This window comes from Enterobacter cloacae complex sp. IR5422 (assembly GCF_049238165.1).
GTDB classification, from domain to species: domain Bacteria; phylum Pseudomonadota; class Gammaproteobacteria; order Enterobacterales; family Enterobacteriaceae; genus Enterobacter; species Enterobacter roggenkampii.
Genome location: NZ_JBMKHT010000050.1, coordinates 1 through 19,910, shown reverse-complemented (window position 1 = coordinate 19,910; position 19,910 = coordinate 1). Strand labels below are relative to the sequence as shown.

Genomic DNA, 19,910 nt, shown 5'->3' with positions numbered 1-19,910 from the left:
GAAAGACGAATACAATGAAAACCAATTTAAAATTAACGTCGATATTCTATGCCTTACTTTTATTCATTTTTTCATGCTTTAGTTTCGGAAATGTGTCCGGGGCGACGAAAATTGAAAGTTCACCAGAATCTGTTGTTCAGCATTTTTATGCTGACTATCTGACAGCCTGGAATGACCCGGACGTTGGGCATGGTCTCGAAAAAAGCCAGAGCGCTATAGACAGCTTTACAACAAAACATCTTCAGAAACTCAAAAGTGAGGATGACTCAGGGGCTGACTACTTCACGAATGTTCAGGATATTTGCCCTGAGTGGGTGAGTGAAATTTATACGAATGCTTCATCTTTGGATAAAGACAAAGCCGTTATAGAATTGATGCTCGGTCACAGCGAAAGTGAGTCAAAATATACAATCAACCTTGTCCGAGCTAATGGTAAATGGCTCATAGACTCAGTCTTATTTGTATCCAACGCGACTGGCCATTGTAACGATAATTAACGGTGACGACATGTTCAACAAAGTAAGTGCCATTACTACTCTGAATTCGAATGCAGCGGTCATCGCCAGAAATAATGAAAATCGCTTCAAGCGTGGTCTGGATGACCACCTGAAATATGGTCAGTCGCAGTGCGCTCATTATGTCAAAATTGCGTTAATTCAGGGCGGCGCGTCCTCCAGCCATTCAGGCATTAACTCGGCTAAAGACTACGGTCCGTGGCTTGAGGAAAATAATTTCAAGGTCGTGGACGGCGCAACAACCGTCCATGCAGGGAATGTATTTTCCATCTCAGGGCAGCAAGCAGGGGATGTTGTTGTTATTCAGGCCGCACCGGGCCATGAACATGGTCACATGGCTATGTTTAATGGGACAAAATGGGTCTCCGATTTTGTCCAGGACAAAGGCTTTTACCCGGCACAAGCCTATCGAACCAACAACATTGCTTATAAGCTTTACCGTTACTCTGACAACAGTAGCCCTGCTCCGGAGGCATCGGCTTCCCAAAAAGGAAAAATCAAAATTGTCTGGCCGATCCCTTCCAATAACCGGGGAAGTGAGTTCGATAATCAGGAAGAGATCCTCTCTCATGTCGGGGGAGAATCCACTGGGCAGTATATGATTGGCCGCAGTGGCATGTGGCATGGCGGGATCCATATCACTGAAGCCACGACCCCGTGGTGTGCTCTTAGTGGAAAGTCTCCTCTTGAAGCACTGGATTTCCCGGTCCCCTTTAAAGGTGAACAGGCAGTGCGATGCATGGCTGACGGCGAAGTGGTCGCTTACCGTGTCTGCAAGGATTATCTCACGCTTGGATGGGAATCCGGCCCGCTTAGCTTTTCCGGTTCGTTAGTTCTGGTTAAACACTTTATTCAACTGGGGGAGAAGGAATCCAGCGGTCTGCATTTCTATACCCTGTATATGCACCTGGCCCCCTATTCAGCCTATAGTGTCAATCCGGCGGAAACAAAGTGGACAGTCCAGGATACGCTTACTGCCTACGATCCAGAATGGGTCATGACCGCCAGTACCAATAATAAAAGTACCAGCGAAAGCTACCGAAAAGGTACGATACCAAAAGGGTCCATTGTCGAGTGGGATAAAACAGACAGCGGCCTCCATACCGTTGCATTTAATAAGCGAGAGTATGGCCTTGTTACCTTTGTTAGCCTCTCAGAACAGGCGTTGAAAAAGGGCAAGAAAACATCCCTGAAGCCAGGGCAGCAATACTGGATGCTTGTGGACAAAAACAACCTGTCTCCTGGCACTGATGGGGTGGTACAGCCTTCCTGGTGGCAGAAACTCATGCCGCCAGCAAAAGAAGCGATGAAATTTGACCAGGTAGTATGCCCGACTCCCTTTGCTATCAGTGCAGGTGATCCTGTTGGTCATATGGGATATTATCAGGCACCTAAGGATGGCGGATATGAAGCGCGATACCAGGTTCATATCGAATGCACGAGTATGGATGATAACCTGGAAACGTTCCTGACCAACCCTGAGCAGGTGGGAGAAAAGAATCCACTCTGGCTGAAGTACGCTCCGGGCCTTAAGTTGTACAAAAAAGATGTTGCAACAGGAACATTCACAGTAGATACAAGGGCAACAACCAGGGGGGGGATCCTTCCACTGAGTCAGGTGCAAACGGAAGTTGATAAGTCGACCAAACAGGAATACTGGCACTTGCGACCAGAAAATGCCTATGTCCCCAAAGGCCAGGCGGAACCTCAACTTTTGTCGCAGTTTGATCTGGCCAAGCTGGGCTTCAGAACTGAAACCGCAGAACCTGCCAGCTTTGATTACCTGGATGGAAAAAACCAGCCCACTGGATTCTTCCGTAACCTCATCGATTCGCTCTACCAGGCCGCGACCAATGATACGCGAACCAGTCATGCTCTCGTGAAGCATAATTATCAGCGCCTGCTGGATAAAATTGACAGCGGAAGTGACCGATATTCTCCAATGGAGTACTGGAGGGCGCTTCATAATCCCGACTATCGTGACGTTATTCAGAAAACAATCGTAAAACATCCAAGCGACTGGTATTCCAAAAAGGGCGATGCTATCTGGCAACCGTTTCTCAATGCGCTGAAAAAAGATGCCCCAGAATGGAAGAAATACAGTGAAGATTTTATCGATAAAATGGCATGGATGCAGGATGTTACAAATGAGAAACTAGGGCCTTCATTGTGGCATATGCACCCCTTAAAATTTTTAGCCTCTCTAATTCAGACTGATTTAAATATTAGAATACTTCGTTTGCGTGCATTTCTACGAATGATCCGCATTGGTGAGGGGACTATCCAGGAAGACGGATACAGAACGATGTTTACTGGTGCAAAATTTACAGATTTTAGTAAACACCCCAATACCAGGCATGAAGCTAATGGTGTTGTTTCGACTGCTGCTGGAGCTTATCAATTTTTATACGGGACATGGAGAAATCTGCAACGTAGATATTCTTTCTCAGATTTCAGTCAGAGTAATCAAGACCTCGGTTGTATAGCGCTCATTGCAGGTCGAAAAGCATTAGACGCAGTAATGCAAGACAAGATTAGCGAAGCAATACATTTATGTCGTATTGAGTGGGCCAGTTTACCTGGTTCACCACATGGTCAACCAACTGCAAATAAAAAAATGATCATGGAAAAATATGAAGTCTACTTAGCTGAAGAAAAGCAAGGTGAAACAAGTTTACATGCCACTTCAGAAGAAATAACGAAATTTATTGAAGATAATTATCCGGAGTATTTATGAAAAAAATTATTTTCCTTCTGCTAATTCCAGCATTTTGTAATGCAAACACTCCTACTGTTTTTAAATCTTCTTGTGGTGGTATTCATTATAGTATCGAATCATTTTGTAGTGTAAATAACCTTAAGGATGACCAGGATAAATTTGACATACCAATTTGCAGCAAGCAAATTTTCGTCCTTGGTAAGGAAAACCATGATCTATCAAAGTCTACAGGTCTTGTAGAACGCATTAACAGCAAAGACGAAAAAATAAAAATGATGAATTTCGTCTTCTACGGAGTCTCATGTAAAAATGACATAATTATTTTATCCGGCGCAGGTGGTTGCAATTCATGTGGTGAAACGTTCAAGACATTTAATCTATCAGGGAAAGAAATAAATGAGAAATCTACCACGCTAGATTTGGAGCCTATGCAGGATATTATCCCCGACCTTTATTAATCTGATAGTCATTAATTTCGATAATGATTTAGTAAAACAGATTTATTGTCAGGCTCTATGGTTTTTGCTTTGATGGATTCAAAAATACAATGCTTCTGGTAGATAAAATCAAACATTCTGCGGAAAGTTTTTTAGAACAACTTAATGCAGGAGAGATATCTTGAACAAAAAAAATAGCTTTGTTAGTTTTACTAATCGCCCCGTCATTATATGATAAAGATAATAGATGTGGATGGTTAGAAAATCCAACTCCAGGAAACTACTGGTTGACGGATAAAGATGGCGACTGGACAATTTCAACCCAAGGAAAAGAAGGGCCAAAGGGAATGGAATATTTAGTTGGCTTTCCTTCTAAAGAATTTATTAACACAAATAATAGCTATGGGTACGGTTGTTGTTACATACAGTCTGAGGCATCAAAGGAATCAAAAGAAATAACCAGAATATTCAACTTCAAGGCACTCCCTCTTCGCGTATGCAAAAAGGACCCATCACTTAGAGAAAAAACAGAAGAAATTGAAAATGTAATGAATGATAATTAGTGTTGTTCACATGTGGATAAACTTGTTAGATTCTTACAAAAATCGGAGTTTTGTCATACAAAAAGCCTCAGCATTTCAAATCTTAAAATTACTTAGCTTAAATTGGGGCTAAAGGGTGAAAATCATATTATTCGCATTATCCATTAGCTTGCCAGTAATTTCTTTTGCAATATTATCACAAGTTTGCAATTCCTCGATGCGATCTTATCCGGATATGATCGACTGCATACAAACCAGCACAAAAAACAGAGGTCTCCATTAAAGATATTATTACCAAATCTGGCAAGGAGTATTCAATTGATATGGTGTTTTATAATAGTCAACGGAAGTATATTTCTGAACGGTGCAGTTTATATAACTCGATGGAAGGTCAACGAACAGATTTGATAGAAAACCAATGCGAATATAATGGTGTAGAGCAACTAAATGATTTTATTAAAACCTATATGAAGAAGGTTGATAATTATTAAAATGAACATAAAATTCTCTTTAGTTATGTTAATTTTAATGGCATCGGCAACATATGCTCAATGTTCTCAAACCAAAGATGTTGATATGCTGGTAACGGCAAGTAAGGTTAAAAACTCTGGTTTTGTCGATGGGCAAACAGGTCGCGTTACTACTGACTTAAATGGTGACGGTGAAAAAGATATCATCGAGTATACGTTTCTGAGTTCAACACCACCAGGTACTTGTGATCAATCGGACTGTATGTCTAATCTCGACAACTCTCCTACTTTAACATTCGAAATCACAATGCATGATGGAAAATCAATAGATGCAGCATATATGTGTACATCCATTGGAATATCAAAAAAATCACACAAAGGGCTAAAAGATATTTTTTGCGGACCTAAATATACCTTGCGATGGAATGGTGACGAGTATGATACAGAATAACTATTCAAAAGCATATACATGCCATTGAGTCCAGAATGGGTCTCTTTAATTGTAGAACCTGGCACTTATAGGTAAGTTAAATTACCAGTGCCTCTACTGGATTGTTCAAATTAAATGAATATTAAGAACAAAGCACTGACTTTACTTCTAATACTCCCTTGCATTTCACATGCCGTACTAACCGACTATTCCAAGATTGAAACTGATTGTCGTAAAATGAATCAAGATATAAATAACTCTGTTGTAATGGGCTGTGCCGACCAAGCATCAGACGCCGCAAAGAAAGACATGAACATTGTTTACCAGAAAATATACAGAATAATTAAAGCGCGTGGAATACCTGACATTACAAGTAAATTCGAGTCGGCGCAAAAAAACTGGATTGCTTCACGTGAAAATTGGTGTGATGTTCAAGGATTTATAATCGGTTCGCCAATGTACAGCGTATGCCGTATGGACATGAATATTTCAAGAGTGAATGAGTTAAATGACTTACTGGAACAGATTCAGGATTAATATGTCTGGAGGCTAGTTACTTTAACCTAATGATAATTATTAACTCGCAGAGGTCCTTATTAATGCTCCAGATTATCCGCAAAGGCGATAAAACCACCCACGGTGGTTCAGTACTGACCGCCTCAGAAACGATGAAATTCGGCGGTATTGGCGTTGCCCGTAAAGGTGACAAAGTGTCCTGCCCGGTTCCGGGACATGGCCCTACAACTATCGTAGAAGGCAACCCTGATTACCTTGATCATGGTATCCCGGTTGCCTTTCACGGTCACAAATGTGCCTGTGGTTGCACATTGATCAGTTCATTTTCCGCTGCAAAGGTTGCCTGATTATGCCCGTCTGGCTGGATGCCATCCCTGAAAAGGCACCTAAGATAGTGCGCCCCAGTACCGGGCGTTGGCTGCTCTCCCTCGCGTTTGTCATGCTGGGGGGCATAGCGCTCACGCTATGGTGCTGGACGTCAGAGCGAACCGGCTTTGTCTTCTGGTTCACCGCGCTGGGTCTTCCATTTTGCACCTGGGGGCTTATTTTCGGCTTACGCCGGTTTGCCTACAAAGCCGAACAGGTGGGGACCGAGTCCCGAAATGTCGAGCGAGAAGCGCTTATTGACTGTGAAATTCTGCGCGGTCAACGCTGCGCCTGGATCCTCGGTACTTATATTCAGAGTCCGGCCGGAAACAAAGCCGATGACCTGCTGAAGGCAATGAAAGTCGCAGCTCCTGTTATCGAATTCTCTCGCCCAAGAGGATGTGACAAACCGGTCAGATACGCGGCATTACCAGAGTATCAGACAGATTTAACGAAGGCGCTAAAAGCAGCGGTTAATAAACTGACCACGCGTGTAGAGGGGATAGTTAAACCGCTTCCGCCCGAACTGCCATGCTGGCTGGTGCTGGATTGTGATAGCGATTTGTATCCCCTGTTTGAAGAGCAGCTTAAAGCCGATCTCTCACTCAAGACGGGCAGGATTTTTCGCCTGATGGCCGGAAAAGGGCTGGGGGCGTTTGATGCCTGGCTGGACAAGCGATGGGACACCCCGGGCATTTTGGTTGCCATCACGCTGTCGTTACCGGCGTCTCCCCGGGAAGAAGAAGCTGATGCTGTCTCAATGGTGGTATTGAGCAACCGCAAAGCCCATGCCTGGCCGGATGCGCTTCGCCTTCATCGCCCCGAAAGGGGAACAGAAACTACGCTCACAAAGACACTTACCCGGGCGCTGCTCTGGTCGAAGACCCTGCCCAATGAACTCAAAGGAAGCTGGATCTCCGGTCCCACATTGACGTCGGGCAGCGGCTGGAATAATGCCTGCGAAGAGAGTGAAGTGGAATTTAGTCTTTCAGAAGACAATTCCAGTATCGATCCCGTGCTGGGATATACCGGCCATGCTGCTCCATGGCTGGCCATCACGCTTGCTAATGCTGACGTTGAACAACGAGGGTCGCAGGTTATCGCCGCACAACCCGCAGCTGACAAGGACGACATCTGGGTCGCCGTCATCACCAAAGAAGAAGTTCGCAAGGAATCGCCTAAGAATGTCTAAGGTAAAAGTAAAAACTCTCATCGGCTCGGTTGTGACTGTCGCCTTTTTCCTGACAGCCATCGTGGCATTTTTGTTTTATGCCTTTCCGGAAAATGTGGCCTCAGCCACCGGCTTCGGACCGTATGACGGCCAACGCATACTCACTTTCTGCGCCATTATGGTTGCCGCGATGTTTTTACTCGGCTGGCTGACAGAAAAGGCTTTCGACTTCGCCGGTAAATCCGGGTTGTATTTCCAGTGGGGCCAGAAAAAGGCTGAGAGTATCACTCCGGTGACGAACACCATTCTCAGTGAAGAAGATGACGACGAACCGGTCTTCAGCGAAGACGCCGTGTCCGAACACCTGCGCTTTCGCTATGGACGCCGATGGCAGCGTAAGGTGCGACTCCTGCTGGTGATGGGCAACCCGGACGACGTCCATAAAGCAGCTCCGGGTCTGTGCCATGACCTCTGGCAGGAAGGTGACGGCAACGTACTGATTTATGGCGGTGATGCGCAGTCACTCCCGGATGAGATCTTCCTTTCAAAACTGAAGCGTCTGCGATCCGGCCTGCCGGTTGATGGCATTATTCAGGTGATGAGTACTTCAGCCCTCCCGACGGATAGCGAACGGGATGCTTTCTTGCGTTGCCGCCAGAAAGCCGATCATCAGCTGGGCTGGCAGGCACCTGTCTGGCTGTGGCTGACTGATAAAGCCAAAGGCGCTCAGCAGGACGCGGACACGGCTGCGACAGGGGTGATATTCGGACCGGAAGGCACTATAAAAGAGGCGGATAAGGCATTGACTACGCTGTCTCAGCGCCTGCAAAAAGCCGGTATGGCACAGATATTGAATAATCCGGCTCATAACGCCCTGCTCCAGTTATCTTCCCGTCTGCAACACGAACTGAAAGCCAGTCTGACTGTTTTGCTCAGTGGGTTGATGCAGGGATCTGCGGCCTGGCGTTTACGCGGTGTCATGTTCAGCCCTGAACTGGCCGTTGCCGGAACGGTACCGAACACGCGCCTCGACACACCGACATGGAAAGCCGTCATTGATGACTGTGATGCCATCAGCGGCAGGAAGCTGGGCTTCGACTGGCAGAAGATGCTGAGATTTATTCTGCTTTCCCTGATTGTCCTGTGGGGGACCGGTACATTGCTGTCCCTGATCGTTAACCGTACCCAGATTTATGAGGCACAGGAAACGGCGAGGCAGGCAGCGGATACCGCAAAACCACTTGCTGAACGCCTGCACAACCAGCTCGTACTCCAGCAAGCTATTGCCCGTCTGCAACATCGTGAGGCGACCGGCGCTCCATGGTACACCCGTTTTGGTCTTAATCAGGACAGCGATACGCTGGCCGCACTCTGGCCACTGTATGCGAAAAATAACGTACAGCTGATGAGGGATACCACAGCAGACCATCTCAGACAGCAGCTGAATGCGTTTGTGCAACTTCCTCCTGCCAGTGATGCCCGAACGCAGGGCACACAGCATACCTACGACGTGCTCAAAAGTTATCTGATGCTGGCCCGTCCTGACAAAGCAGACGCAGACTGGCTGGCAAAAAACGTCCTGAAAGCCTTACCGAAACGCCAGAATGTGCCGGATGGCACATGGCAGGACCTGGCACCGAAACTGCTGGGCTTTTATGCGCAGAACCTCCCGGCTCATCCGGAATGGAAAATTAAGCCTGACGCTGAATTAATAAGCACGGTCCGTCAGATCCTGCTCAAGCAGATTGGCCAGCGGAACGCTGAATCCGGGTTATATCAGGACATGCTTAAGCGCGTGGCCAGCAACTGGCCTGATTTAACGCTTGCCGATATGACCGGCGACACCGATGCCACTACGGTATTCAGCACTAACGAAGTCGTCCCGGGTATGTTTACGCGTCAGGCCTGGGAAGAGCAGGTTCAGGATGCGATTAACGAGGTCGTCAAGACACGCCGCGATGAAATTGACTGGGTACTGACGGATAAGATACACCAGACAGGGAGCGATATCTCCCCGGAGGCGCTGAAGGCCCGCCTGACTGAACGCTATTTTACCGATTTTGGTAATGCCTGGCTGAATATGGTCAATAGCATACAGTGGCAGGAGGCTACGTCACTTTCCGAAGCGATTGCCCAGCTCAGTCTGATAGGCGATGTCCGCCAGTCCCCGCTGGTGGCACTGATGAACACGCTGGCCTGGCAGGGAAAAACGGGGCAGAAGGGTGAGGCGCTGGCCGACTCGATAGTGGACTCAGCGAAAAAGCTAATTGGTCAGAAAAAAAATGCAAAACAATTTATAGAGCAGGCTCAGGGCCCTGAAGGTCCGCTTGATGGAGTGTTCGGTCCGCTAATGGGGCTGATGGAAGGTAAAGAGGGCACCGGTACCAACGGTAACCTCAGCTTCCAGTCCTGGCTGGCCCGCGTTACCCAGGTGCGGCTGAAGCTTCAGCAGGTCACCAGTGCCCCGGATCCGCAGGCTATGTCGCAGATGCTGGCCCAGACCGTGTTCCAGGGCAAAGCCATCGATCTGACCGATACCCGCGATTACGGCAGTCTGGTTGCGGCAAGCCTGGGGCAGGAGTGGAATGGATTTGGTCAGTCGTTATTTGTGCAGCCGCTGGATCTGGCCTGGCGGCAGGTACTTGCCCCGGCTGCGGGTAGCCTCAATGCCCGCTGGCAGACGACCATTGTCGATCAGTGGAATAAGGCCTTTGCGGGACGGTACCCGTTTAAAGCCACCGGCAGCGATGCTTCCCTGCCGCTACTGGCTCAGTTCCTGCGTAGCGACTCGGGTCGAATCACGACCTTCCTGAAAACGAATCTCGGCGGGATCCTCCACCAGGAAGGAAACCGCTGGGTCGTTGACCCTTCCGCAAGTCAGGGGATGGTTGTCAGTCCGGATTTCCTTCTGGCGATAAATCAGCTGGCGGAACTGTCCGATATCGTATTCTCGCAGGGTGATGCGGGTGTTCACTTCGAGCTGATGGCGCGTCCTTCACGGGATGTTGCCAGAGTGCAGTTGACTCTTGATGAGCAGAATCTTGACTACTTCAATCAGACGGAAAGCTGGCAGAGTTTTACCTGGCCGGGAAACACATATTATCCGGGCGTAAATTTAAGCTGGCGCAGCGTCAACAGTGGCATGCAACTCTATGCCAGTAACCAGGGTAACTGGGGGCTCATTCGCCTGCTGGATAAAGCCCTTATTACGCCTCTTGATGCGAGCCGCACGCAACTGGTGTGGATCACGCCCGACGGGAATCCGCTGAAGTTTGTGATGCGCAGTGAGTTAGGTGATGGTCCGCTTGCGTTACTGAAGCTCCAGGGATTCACGCTGCCCGACAGTATTTTCAGCGTCGCTGCTGACGAAGAAGAGCTTCAGTGACGAGATCAAAAACTGTCGTGAGATTTATGAAAGAGATTAAAAACGGGAAAAAGAATGAGTTCATCGGAAGATTTGTTAACCACCTGTGCCACAAGCAAGGAAGAAAGGCAGCGTCTCATCTCCCGGGCACATGATGCCCTGCCACTCTGGGATAACTGGCTAAAACCAATCAATCCAGAAAATGCAACCGGAGACGATCCCGCATACGACGATAATTTTCAGCTGATGCGTGAAGAGATTAATAAACTTTCAGGTACAGATTCGGCTCTGTTGTGTGACCTGGCCCCGAAGTGTCTTTGTGAATGTGCCAAAGATATTCGTGTGGTGACCTGGTACGTGCTGGCCCGACTCAGCCGCGACGGTGAAAAAGGGCTGTCCGAAGGTTTACTGCTTCTTGCCGCGATGCTGATCCGCTACGGACAGGCATGTCATCCACGACGCCCGGTGGCCCGTAAAGCTGCTCTGGAGTGGCTCAACAGTGCAAAAATTATTGATGCCCTGCAGTTATGGCCTGAGGTGGACAGCAATGATGCTGGTTTGACGGTTGGTGCCATAAACCTGATTCAATCCGCCGTGTCCGACTGGTCGGAAGCTGAAAAACCGTCTTTTGCAGGGTTTTGTACCGCACTTGAAAACCGCCTTGCACGTTCAGGTGGTATGGAAGCTCTGGTCCCCCAGAACAGTAGTGCTCAGGAGCACGGGCGTGAAGCTGCCCACTCGGATTCACCGAAGCTTTCAGCCGTGAAATCAGGCCGCGATTTACTCGACCAGGCAAAGCTACTTTCCCGCTGGTTGAGTGAGCAACCGCTGGGGTGGCTTGCCTCCCACCGGCTGATAAAAACCGTGCGGTGGGATACGGTCGATCAGCTTCCTCCGCTGGACAGTAGCGGACGTACCCGCTTGATCCCCCCAAAACCTGAGTATCGCGCGCAGCTCAAACGGCTATATCTTCAGAAAAACTGGACTGAGCTGGTTGAGCAGGCCAGCCAGATGTATTGCGAAGGGGTCAACCATTTCTGGCTCGATCTTCAGTGGTACCTCTGGCAGGGGCTCAGCCATGCCGGTCATCCCTGGGATGCCTGGACAGACTCCGTCCTGTTCGATCTGCGGCTGCTGCTTATACGCCTCCCGGGTCTTGAAGGGCTGGCATGGAATGATGGTACCCCTTTTGCCGACGAAGTTACCACCGCCTGGATTGCTGAAAAAGTGAATGAAGAAGGCCGGATCTACGGTGATGAACCCGCTAACGTCGTTAATGGTCAAGCTGATGATGTGCTGCTCCTTGAGTCCGAAGCCATGGAAAAGGGAGACACGGAAGGGCCCGAAGCGGCGCTTGCCTGGCTTCAGTCCCGACCGGGGATGGACACACCACGCCATCGCTGGCTGATACGTCTGCTGATGGCCCGTGTGGCAGAGCAGTATGGCCGAAACGAAATGGCGCTTCATCTGCTTGGCGAACTGACCACCAGTGCACCACAGCTGACGCTTGAAGACTGGGAGCCCACTCTGTTGTTTGAAGTTCAGGCCCGTCGCCTGAAGCTGCTACGTATGAAAGCCGGTCGCAGCGAATCTGATAAATCCCGTCTGATGCCTGAGATGGAGTCCTTACTTGCCGGACTTATTGCCATTGACCCAGCCCGTGCCATGGTGCTCTGTGTCTAATGTTTTCTTTAATAATTTTCAGGAATGCCGTGCATGGATGATTTAACCCTGCGCTATTACGAAGCAGAGATGCGTTACCTGCGAGAAGCCGGTAAAGAGTTTGCCCGTGCCCATCCGGATCGGGCAGCAATGCTTAATCTGGATAAACCCGGCGCCCGCGATCCCTACGTGGAACGCCTGTTTGAAGGTTTTGCCTTCCTGATGGGCCGTTTGCGTGAAAAGCTGGATGATGATCTGCCGGAGCTCACCGAAGGGCTGGTGAGTCTGCTGTGGCCGCACTATATGCGGACTATCCCGTCGCTGGCCATCGTTGAGTTCTCCCCTGACTGGCGTAGTCTGCGTCAGGCTGAAATGCTCGCGGAAGGCTTCTCCATTCTTTCACGTCCTGTCGGGCCGCATAAAACCGCCTGTCAGTATCGGACGACCCGCGATGTTCCCCTGCAACCACTGCACCTTGCGGACGCCCGCCTGCATACGGAAACCGATGGCCGCTCCGCTATTCGTCTGCGCTTCGAATGCCCTGAAAAAGTGGACTGGAGTAAAGCCGAAATCGACAAAGTCGCCATTTTTCTTAATGCGGAGAGTCCAATTAGCTCAGCGCTGCATCTGGCAATGACCCGTCGTGTACATGCCATGTATGCCCGTCATGCCGGGACGTACACCGAACGTCATCAGTTTGACGGCTGGTGTAAACCCATGGGCTTTGATGACAATGATGGCCTGTGGAAGAAAGCCGATACCGCCTTCAGCGGTTACCAGTTGCTGCTGGAGTATTTCAGCTTCCGTCCTAAATTTATGTTTGTTGAGCTACGCGGCCTCGACTCCATCGGGCTCACTGAGGCCAGCACCTGGTTTGAAATCGACATTGTGCTCAGTGAAGCCTGGTCATCCGATCTGCCTTTTGAGACAGAAAACTTCCGGCTGCACTGTGCGCCGGTCATCAATCTCTTTACCCTTGAAGCCGACCCGCTGACGCTTAACCCGCTGGAAAACGAATATTTGCTCAGGCCGCTGCGTCTTCAGGATGGTCACACAGAGATTTATAGCGTCGATAACATCCACGGCGCGGTGAAGAATGGCAAACATCCCTATGTGCCCTTTACCAGTTTCCGGCACCGGGGCGGTATGATGCGCCACGATGCCCCTGAACGTTATTACCACACCCGCGTGAAACGCGGCCCCTCTGGCCTGTATGACACCTGGTTAATTCTCGGGGGCCGCTCGTTCGAACTGGAGCAGCTGTCCGATAAACCGGAGTCCCTCTCGATGCGAATAACCGGCACCAACGGCCAGCTTCCGCGCAAAGCACTGGAAAGTACGTTGCTGGACAGGGTGGTCAAAACCGGCAAAGTGCCTGTCAGGGTCCTGAATGTCACAGCACCAACGATGCCGCTGTACCCCCCGGCAAACGATCGCTTCCACTGGCGGGTGATGAGCCATCTCGGCTCAAACTTCCTCAGTATGATGGACAATCCGGAGGTCCTGCGGGGAACGCTGGCGCTCTATGACTGGACTGACGATGAGATGAACCGCCGTCGTCTTGAAGCGATAGTTGCCGTGAAGCACACCCTGATCCGCCGTTTTGAGAAGGGCTTTATGCTCCGGGGTGTGGATATTGAGGTCACGCTGAATATGGACAATTTTGCAGGCGAGGGGGATGTGAATCTCTTTGGGGAGATGCTGCACCGGTTCTTCGCGCTCTATGCCGATGTTCACCTCTTTAACCAGCTCACGCTGGTACTGCAACCGACAGGAAAACGACTGAGATGGCGCGAGAATCACAGCCAGCACGTACCGGGCTGACGTTAGCCCTAAATTATAAAATGGAGTCAGCTTATGCCTAAGAGTTGAATACACATATTGATGCAGACATAGCTTGTGAAGAGGACGAGAACCCAGATCCAGCTAAAGATGAACCTGATTCGTTAACAGCGGAAGATTTATTGTCGGTTTTCGACCTGGCTGAGATCATGAATGTCAATCAGGTCGTCTGTAAATCGTTTAGTGACTGACAGGGAGTGTGAATCGTGTCTGTGTTACCCAAAATTGTCTGGCCAATTCCCTCTAACAACCGGGGGAAGGAATTTAGTAACCAGGAAGACATTCTCTCCCATTTAGCTGGGGAGTCTACCGGACAATATGCGATAGGCCGCAGTGGAATGTGGCATGGCGGGATCCATATCACCGAAGCCACGACCCCGTGGTGCGCACTCAGTGGTAAATCTCCTCTTGAAGCGATTCCCTTTAAAGGTGAGCAGGCGATTCGATGCATGGCTGACGGGGAAGTGGTTGCTTATCGTATCTGCAAGGATTATCAGACGATTGCATGGGAATCCGGACCGCTGAGTTTCTCCGGTTCATTCGTCCTGGTAAAACACTACATTCAGCCGGGTGAAACGGAATCCAGCGGGCTTCATTTCTATACCCTGTATATGCACCTGGCTCCGTATTCTGCTTATGAGTCGGAATCGGAAAATCAGTGGATTACTCAGGATACACTTAAAGCGTTTTCTGAAATGGACTGGCTCACGGCAAAACTGACTTCTGAACAACTTCAGCCTCAGATTGCAGGGTATATGCCTGTGGGGGCAGGCGTTGAATGGGACTCCTCTGATACCAGTCTTAACGCGGCGGGGTATAACCAGCGCCGGTATGGTCTTGTGACGTTGAAAAGTTTACCTGATGCCGATGGTAATACAGATGATAAGCAAAAGGTCAGTACCTCATTGATCCTCGGTAAACGTTACTGGGTGGTAGTGGATAATAATAATATTAAACCCGCTCCCGGCGCTGGTCCGTCATGGTGGCGCAAGCTTATGCCTCCAGCCAAAGAGGCCATGAAATTTGACCAGGTTGTGTGTCCGTCTCCGTTCTCCATCACTGCCGGTGATCCTGTTGGTCATATGGGATATTATCAGGCACCTAAGGACGGGGGATATGAGGCCCGATACCAGGTACATATTGAATGCACGAGCATGGATGACAATCTGGAAAAGTTTCTGACCAATCCCGAACAGGCGGGAGAAAAGAATCCGCTCTGGCTGAAATACACTCCTGGCCTGGCGCTGTACAAAAAGGATGTTGCAACCGGTACATTCACAAAGGATACCAGAGTGACGACCAGAACAGGGATCCTGCCACTGAAACAGGTGCAGACAGAAGTCGATAAATCGACCAGACAGGAATACTGGCAGTTGCGACCAGAGAATGCCTACGTACCCAAAGGCCAGGCAGAACCGCAGCTTCTGTCACAGTATGATCTGGCAAAGCTTGGTTTCAGAACTGAAACCGCAGAACCGACCAGCTTTGATTACCTTGATGGAAAGAATCAGCCTGTTGGATTCTTCCGCAGCCTTATCAACTCACTTTACGAGGCCGCGACCGGTGATACGCGAACCAGTCACGCCCTGGTAAAGCATAATTATCAGCGCCTTCTTGATAAAATAGACAGTGGAAGCGATCGTTATTCTCCAATGGAATACTGGAGAGGTCTACATAATCCTGACTATCGTGAGGTCATTCAGAAAACTATCGTAAAACATCCCAGCGACTGGTACTTCAAAAAAGGCGATGCTATCTGGCAACCGTTCCTGAATGCGCTGAAGAAAGAAGCGCCGGAATGGAAGAAGTACAGCGAAGATTTTCTCGATAAGATGGTATGGATGCAGGATGTCACGACTGAGAAACTGGGACCCGAACTTTGGCATATGCACCCAATAATGTTTTTGGGGGCGATTATTAACATAAAAAAACAACATGCGGGACTTTTTACTGTACAAGACGGGAAAGATGCTTTACGTAAGATATATGATAAATATGGTAAAGACATGTCTGTAATAGTTGAAAGAATGTTTCGCATTGAGACGACACATTTTACTTCTGGTCAATACCAGCATTGTGGTGCTCCAGGAATGGAAGTACATGGCACCCGCCAGCATATGGATGGAGTTCTGATTTTTTTGCGCAGCACCCAGAATATCAGCCAACGGGGATTTGGAGTAAAAAAGAAGGAAAAGGATTAAGTGGACAGGGAGGTAATACCCAAGTCACGGATAAACCAAAGCAATTTGTAGTATTCGATTCCGTTGAAAGCTCTATGGAATATATTGTGTATTACATCAATAAGCACGACGGAAACTATGCTCGGTGGTATTCAACCCAAGACTCAGCACAAAAGTTATATAGAAAAGAATGTGGGGCGATTATACCTAAATTTACTAACGAATTTTCCGAGACTAAACAATGATCAAGTTTAAAATATTTCCTCTATTGTTACTAACATACTCTATCTCAGCATTTTCAGGTGTTACTGATGATGATTTTGATAATTGCTCGAAATATCTAGATAAAATAGTTGCTTCCAGCGATGCAAATCTGATAAATGAATTGAAAGTGGACAGAGATCTGATTACAGCAGACATCGACCGTGTCAGTAATGATAATATATATGCTAAAGTTCAATTCAATAACAAGCAATCCGTCGACACTCCGGGCGAAGGTTTTCTTTTATGGATGAAGTATGATTATCTCAAATTCAGTTTGGAAGACATTACTATTGACCCAGATAAACCAGAAAAATTAAAATTTGATGAAAGATATGCTTCAGTATATCTTAACTGCTTGAACAAAAAAACAGTCTACAAAGTTATTGGTACTGCTCGATTGCAGTTCTATAAAGATGATAAGTTATCTATTCCAAGTCAAGGTTTATTCATTTTGCCAGGGGAGTATGTAGAGGTCGAAGACAACTCAGGGAGTGCTTCGCATATTAAATATCAAGCAAAGAACGGGACAATTTACTCCTCTTGGATAGACTCTAGTCGCATACAGGAAATAACGCTTGGTACAAGAGAAAAATAAATGGTTATTCACCATTGTCAATAAAACCACATCAAGCCCCAACTTTAAAATGATTATTAATCTTACGACTAACATGGATAATTTTACAGGCGAGGGCGATGTGAATCTCTTCGGCGAGATGCTGCACCGATTCTTCGCGCTCTATGCCGATATTCACCTCTTTAACCAGCTCACGCTGGTACTGCAACCGACAGGAAAACGACTGAGATGGCGCGAGAATCACAGCCAGCACGTACCGGGCTGACGTTAGCCCTTAACAAAGATATCTGGCGGGCCAATTTTTATCGTTTCTGCCAACTGCTGGAGCAGGAAAATCCGGACGCGCCGAAACTGGGCACCACCAGCCATCCGGGCGACGATCCGGTACGGTTCAGGCCCTGGCCTGGTATGGGTTTCCCGGTCAGTACCCTGAAAGCGGTTGAGACCGACGAAGACCATCCGACATTACCCCCAACGGTCCGCACGACATTTCTCGGGGTGTATGGCGTGGACTCCCCTCTGCCAACGTCCTATCTGGACGACATTGCGCAGCGCCGCGAAGGGCACGAGGCGGTCACCTCGTTTCTGGATATTTTCAGCCACCGCATCACCACCCAGTATTACCGGATCTGGCGAAAATACGCCTATCCGGCCACCTTCGAGGCAGGTGGCCGCGATGCCACATCTCAGTGTCTGCTGGGGCTGGTGGGACTCGGTATACCGGGAACGGCTGAGCAGGTGGCGACGCCGGTTTCCCGCTTTCTGGCCCTGCTGGGCACCATGCGATTACCCACCCGCAATGCAGAAGGCATCCGGGCCCTGGTGAGCCTGCTGGCACCGAATACCCAGGCAATTATCACCGAACCGGATCCGGTGAAGGTCCATATCGATAACCGTAGCGGGCTGGGTGCAGGGAACCGCATCCGTCTTTCTCAGCGGGCCACGCTGGGTAAAACGGGCAGGGAAGCCTGTAGCAGAGTGCTGGTGACACTGGTCACGGAAGATCCCGGCGAAGCCGAAGGCTGGTTACCCGGTGGCATCCTCCATACCGATTTACTGGTCCTGCTGCGCGTCTATCTCGGCTACCGAAGTGATGCCCGACTGCGCCTCACGGTACCCGTGCGGCTGTTGCCTGAACCGCGCCTTGGTAAAGGCAGGCGTATCCAGCTGGGCCGGACCGGTTTACTGGGTCTCAAAGAAGGCAAGCTCAGCAATGACCGGGAAACTCTGACCGTCAGTCTGGGCCGCTATGAAGGGTTGCAATGTTCTGCTTTCTCCCCCGCTGAAGACGGACATTATCGCTTCGACTAATCACGTATTCCCACTTTCAATTAAGGAATTTTTGAATGGCAACAGTAACCCGCTGTTGGGCGTTGACGCTTATTGCCTGTAGCCTGCTCGCTGGCTGCGGTCTGACTCAGACCGTTACGGACGGTACGGTCAGCATCACGAAATCCATCTTCTACAAGAAAATTAAAACACTGCATCTGGATTTTACCCCGCGCAAGGCCATCAACGCCGATGGCGCACAGACGCCGCTGGCGACCATGGTGCGGGTTTATCAGCTCCGGGATCGTAAGGCGGTTGATGCCGCTGATTACCAGACGCTGCTGCGCAAGGCCGATACGGTACTTAAGGACGACGTGCTGGCATCAAAAGAGCTGCTGGTGATGCCCGAAGGCAGCGTGACGCTCAATATGCCCATGGATGAGGACACTCAGTTCGTGGCGGTGGTGGGGTTGTTTAACCGGCCGGATCAGAAGGACAACCGCTGGCGTCTGGTGCTGACCCGTGATGACCTCGACCCGGACAAACCCCGCACGATTGAACTGGGTGATGGTTGGCTCAGCCTTGTGCCGGTAAAGGAATGACGTGATGGATAACTGGTTAGCGCTTTTTGACGGACAGACCCGATATTTTCTGGATATCAATGACAGTTCAGTGAAGCCGGATGTTCTGCGCTTTTACGGAAGGGAAGCCCTGAGTGAGCCGTTCCGGTGGGATATTGAGTTCACCTGCCTGCAGGCGCACATCCCCCCGGAACAGGTGCTGATGAAATATGCCACCTTCCGGATGCGAAGCGGCAAAAATGTCCACGGCAGGGTGACCCGCCTGGAATGGCTGTCCACATCCAGGGACCAGTCTCACTACCGGCTTACGCTCAGTTCGCGCCTGGCGCTGCTGGGATACACCCGGCAGTGCGCGGTATATCAGAACCAGTCCGTTCCTGAGGTGGTTGAGCAGGTGCTGCGCAGACACGGGCTGGAGGGACCTGATTTTGAATTCAGGCTGGAGCGCACCTACCCGCCGCGTGAAATTATCACCCAGTGGCGGGAAACGGACCTGGAGTTTATCCGGCGCATTCTGTCTGAGGTGGGGATTTACTGGCGCACGGAGATGGACGACGTGCGCGGTCTGGATACGTACATTTTTGCCGACAGCCAGCTGAACTACCGGTTTGACGTGCGCCTGCCTTACAGCGAGCCATCGGGCCTGTTTGACGGCGCGGCAGAATCGGTCTGGGATGTGCGGACCTGGCACAGGGTTGCCACCGGCACCGTCGCCACGCGGGATTACAACTACCGGACAGCCACCACGCCGATGGATGCGACGGTCAGTGTGCGTAACGATGCGGTCACCACCGGGGAGCATTACCGCTACGCAGCGCCTTACCGTGACGCAGGTGACGACACCAGCCCGGAGCCGGAAACCGAATCCGGCGCCTTTTATGCCCGCATCTACCACGAGCGGGAACTGAACAAATCAGCCCGCATCCACCTGTTCAGCAATGCTGCCCACCTCACGCCCGGGCAGGTGCTGGAGCCACAGGGCGATGTCATTACGGCCCTGAAAGAGGG

The 19,910-nt window shown here is 49.7% G+C and carries 16 protein-coding genes and 2 pseudogenes; all 18 read left to right on the top strand.

Annotation, left to right across the window (positions count from 1 at the left end):
• Nucleotides 1–14 precede the first annotated feature (14 nt).
• A complete protein-coding gene (locus ACOTXT_RS19070; protein WP_095429230.1) occupies nt 15–497 on the top strand; it encodes a DUF3828 domain-containing protein in 483 nt (160 codons plus the stop codon).
• A gap of 352 nt (nt 498–849) precedes the next feature.
• Complete coding sequence (locus ACOTXT_RS19065) at nt 850–3,252, top strand: glycoside hydrolase family 104 protein (protein WP_416187340.1); 2,403 nt, start codon at nt 850–852, stop codon at nt 3,250–3,252.
• Complete coding sequence (locus ACOTXT_RS19060) at nt 3,249–3,692, top strand: hypothetical protein (RefSeq protein WP_333164510.1); 444 nt, start codon at nt 3,249–3,251, stop codon at nt 3,690–3,692. Before ACOTXT_RS19065 ends, ACOTXT_RS19060 begins: the two co-directional genes overlap by 4 nt.
• A gap of 179 nt (nt 3,693–3,871) precedes the next feature.
• On the top strand, nt 3,872–4,234 hold the full coding sequence (locus ACOTXT_RS19055) for a DUF4087 domain-containing protein (protein WP_164085565.1): 363 nt from the start codon (nt 3,872–3,874) through the stop codon (nt 4,232–4,234).
• A gap of 254 nt (nt 4,235–4,488) precedes the next feature.
• A pseudogene (locus ACOTXT_RS19050) lies at nt 4,489–4,704 on the top strand (hypothetical protein); the annotation flags it as partial.
• Between the two features lies 1 nt (nt 4,705).
• Nucleotides 4,706–5,134 (top strand): hypothetical protein, encoded by a 429-nt coding sequence (locus ACOTXT_RS19045; RefSeq protein WP_333164505.1) that lies wholly within the window; start codon nt 4,706–4,708, stop codon nt 5,132–5,134.
• 114 nt (nt 5,135–5,248) lie between these two features.
• A complete protein-coding gene (locus tag ACOTXT_RS19040; protein WP_021241768.1) occupies nt 5,249–5,650 on the top strand; it encodes a lysozyme inhibitor LprI family protein in 402 nt (133 codons plus the stop codon).
• Between the two features lie 62 nt (nt 5,651–5,712).
• Nucleotides 5,713–5,976, top strand: a complete 264-nt coding sequence (locus ACOTXT_RS19035) for a PAAR domain-containing protein (RefSeq protein WP_021241767.1) — start codon at nt 5,713–5,715, stop codon at nt 5,974–5,976.
• Between the two features lie 2 nt (nt 5,977–5,978).
• The gene (locus ACOTXT_RS19030) at nt 5,979–7,187 is read left to right on the top strand and encodes a hypothetical protein (protein ID WP_106105606.1); all 1,209 of its coding nucleotides are present in this window, start codon (nt 5,979–5,981) and stop codon (nt 7,185–7,187) included.
• On the top strand, nt 7,180–10,551 hold the full coding sequence (locus ACOTXT_RS19025) for an ImcF-related family protein (RefSeq protein WP_023294215.1): 3,372 nt from the start codon (nt 7,180–7,182) through the stop codon (nt 10,549–10,551). Before ACOTXT_RS19030 ends, ACOTXT_RS19025 begins: the two co-directional genes overlap by 8 nt.
• A gap of 54 nt (nt 10,552–10,605) precedes the next feature.
• A complete protein-coding gene (gene tssA / locus ACOTXT_RS19020; RefSeq protein WP_021241764.1) occupies nt 10,606–12,213 on the top strand; it encodes a type VI secretion system protein TssA in 1,608 nt (535 codons plus the stop codon).
• A gap of 33 nt (nt 12,214–12,246) precedes the next feature.
• Entirely contained in the window at nt 12,247–14,016 is a 1,770-nt protein-coding gene (gene tssF / locus ACOTXT_RS19015) for a type VI secretion system baseplate subunit TssF (RefSeq protein ID WP_045354226.1), read from the top strand.
• Between the two features lie 224 nt (nt 14,017–14,240).
• Nucleotides 14,241–16,235, top strand: coding sequence for a hypothetical protein (locus ACOTXT_RS19010; RefSeq protein WP_333164496.1), 1,995 nt, complete (start codon nt 14,241–14,243; stop codon nt 16,233–16,235).
• A gap of 220 nt (nt 16,236–16,455) precedes the next feature.
• Entirely contained in the window at nt 16,456–17,073 is a 618-nt protein-coding gene (locus ACOTXT_RS19005; protein WP_320733422.1) for a hypothetical protein, read from the top strand.
• A gap of 55 nt (nt 17,074–17,128) precedes the next feature.
• A pseudogene (locus ACOTXT_RS19000) lies at nt 17,129–17,317 on the top strand (type VI secretion system baseplate subunit TssF); the annotation flags it as partial.
• Nucleotides 17,281–18,363, top strand: coding sequence for a type VI secretion system baseplate subunit TssG (gene tssG / locus ACOTXT_RS18995; RefSeq protein WP_421625414.1), 1,083 nt, complete (start codon nt 17,281–17,283; stop codon nt 18,361–18,363). The pseudogene ACOTXT_RS19000 and the gene tssG, both read left to right, overlap by 37 nt.
• Before the next feature lie 35 nt (nt 18,364–18,398).
• Nucleotides 18,399–18,923 carry a type VI secretion system lipoprotein TssJ gene (gene tssJ, locus ACOTXT_RS18990; RefSeq protein WP_021241761.1) on the top strand — a complete coding sequence of 175 codons (525 nt, stop codon included), beginning with the start codon at nt 18,399–18,401 and terminating at the stop codon, nt 18,921–18,923.
• A 4-nt stretch (nt 18,924–18,927) separates the two neighbouring features.
• Nucleotides 18,928–19,910 (top strand): type VI secretion system Vgr family protein (locus tag ACOTXT_RS18985; RefSeq protein WP_421625413.1); only part of this gene is annotated, 983 nt, incomplete at its 3' end.

Excerpts from the sequence above, each read along its gene's own strand:
- ACOTXT_RS19060 (WP_333164510.1), top strand. The coding sequence starts at position 3,249 with ATGAAAAAAATTATTTTCCTTCTGCTAATTCCAGCATTTTGTAATGCA.
- tssA (WP_021241764.1), top strand. The coding sequence starts at position 10,606 with ATGAGTTCATCGGAAGATTTGTTAACCACCTGTGCCACAAGCAAGGAA.
- tssG (WP_421625414.1), top strand. The coding sequence starts at position 17,281 with ATGGCGCGAGAATCACAGCCAGCACGTACCGGGCTGACGTTAGCCCTT.
- ACOTXT_RS19030 (WP_106105606.1), top strand. The coding sequence starts at position 5,979 with ATGCCCGTCTGGCTGGATGCCATCCCTGAAAAGGCACCTAAGATAGTG.
- ACOTXT_RS19045 (WP_333164505.1), top strand. The coding sequence starts at position 4,706 with ATGAACATAAAATTCTCTTTAGTTATGTTAATTTTAATGGCATCGGCA.
- ACOTXT_RS19025 (WP_023294215.1), top strand. The coding sequence starts at position 7,180 with ATGTCTAAGGTAAAAGTAAAAACTCTCATCGGCTCGGTTGTGACTGTC.
- tssJ (WP_021241761.1), top strand. The coding sequence starts at position 18,399 with ATGGCAACAGTAACCCGCTGTTGGGCGTTGACGCTTATTGCCTGTAGC.
- tssF (WP_045354226.1), top strand. The coding sequence starts at position 12,247 with ATGGATGATTTAACCCTGCGCTATTACGAAGCAGAGATGCGTTACCTG.
- ACOTXT_RS19035 (WP_021241767.1), top strand. The coding sequence starts at position 5,713 with ATGCTCCAGATTATCCGCAAAGGCGATAAAACCACCCACGGTGGTTCA.
- ACOTXT_RS19065 (WP_416187340.1), top strand. The coding sequence starts at position 850 with ATGGCTATGTTTAATGGGACAAAATGGGTCTCCGATTTTGTCCAGGAC.
- ACOTXT_RS19070 (WP_095429230.1), top strand. The coding sequence starts at position 15 with ATGAAAACCAATTTAAAATTAACGTCGATATTCTATGCCTTACTTTTA.
- ACOTXT_RS19040 (WP_021241768.1), top strand. The coding sequence starts at position 5,249 with ATGAATATTAAGAACAAAGCACTGACTTTACTTCTAATACTCCCTTGC.
- ACOTXT_RS19005 (WP_320733422.1), top strand. The coding sequence starts at position 16,456 with ATGATCAAGTTTAAAATATTTCCTCTATTGTTACTAACATACTCTATC.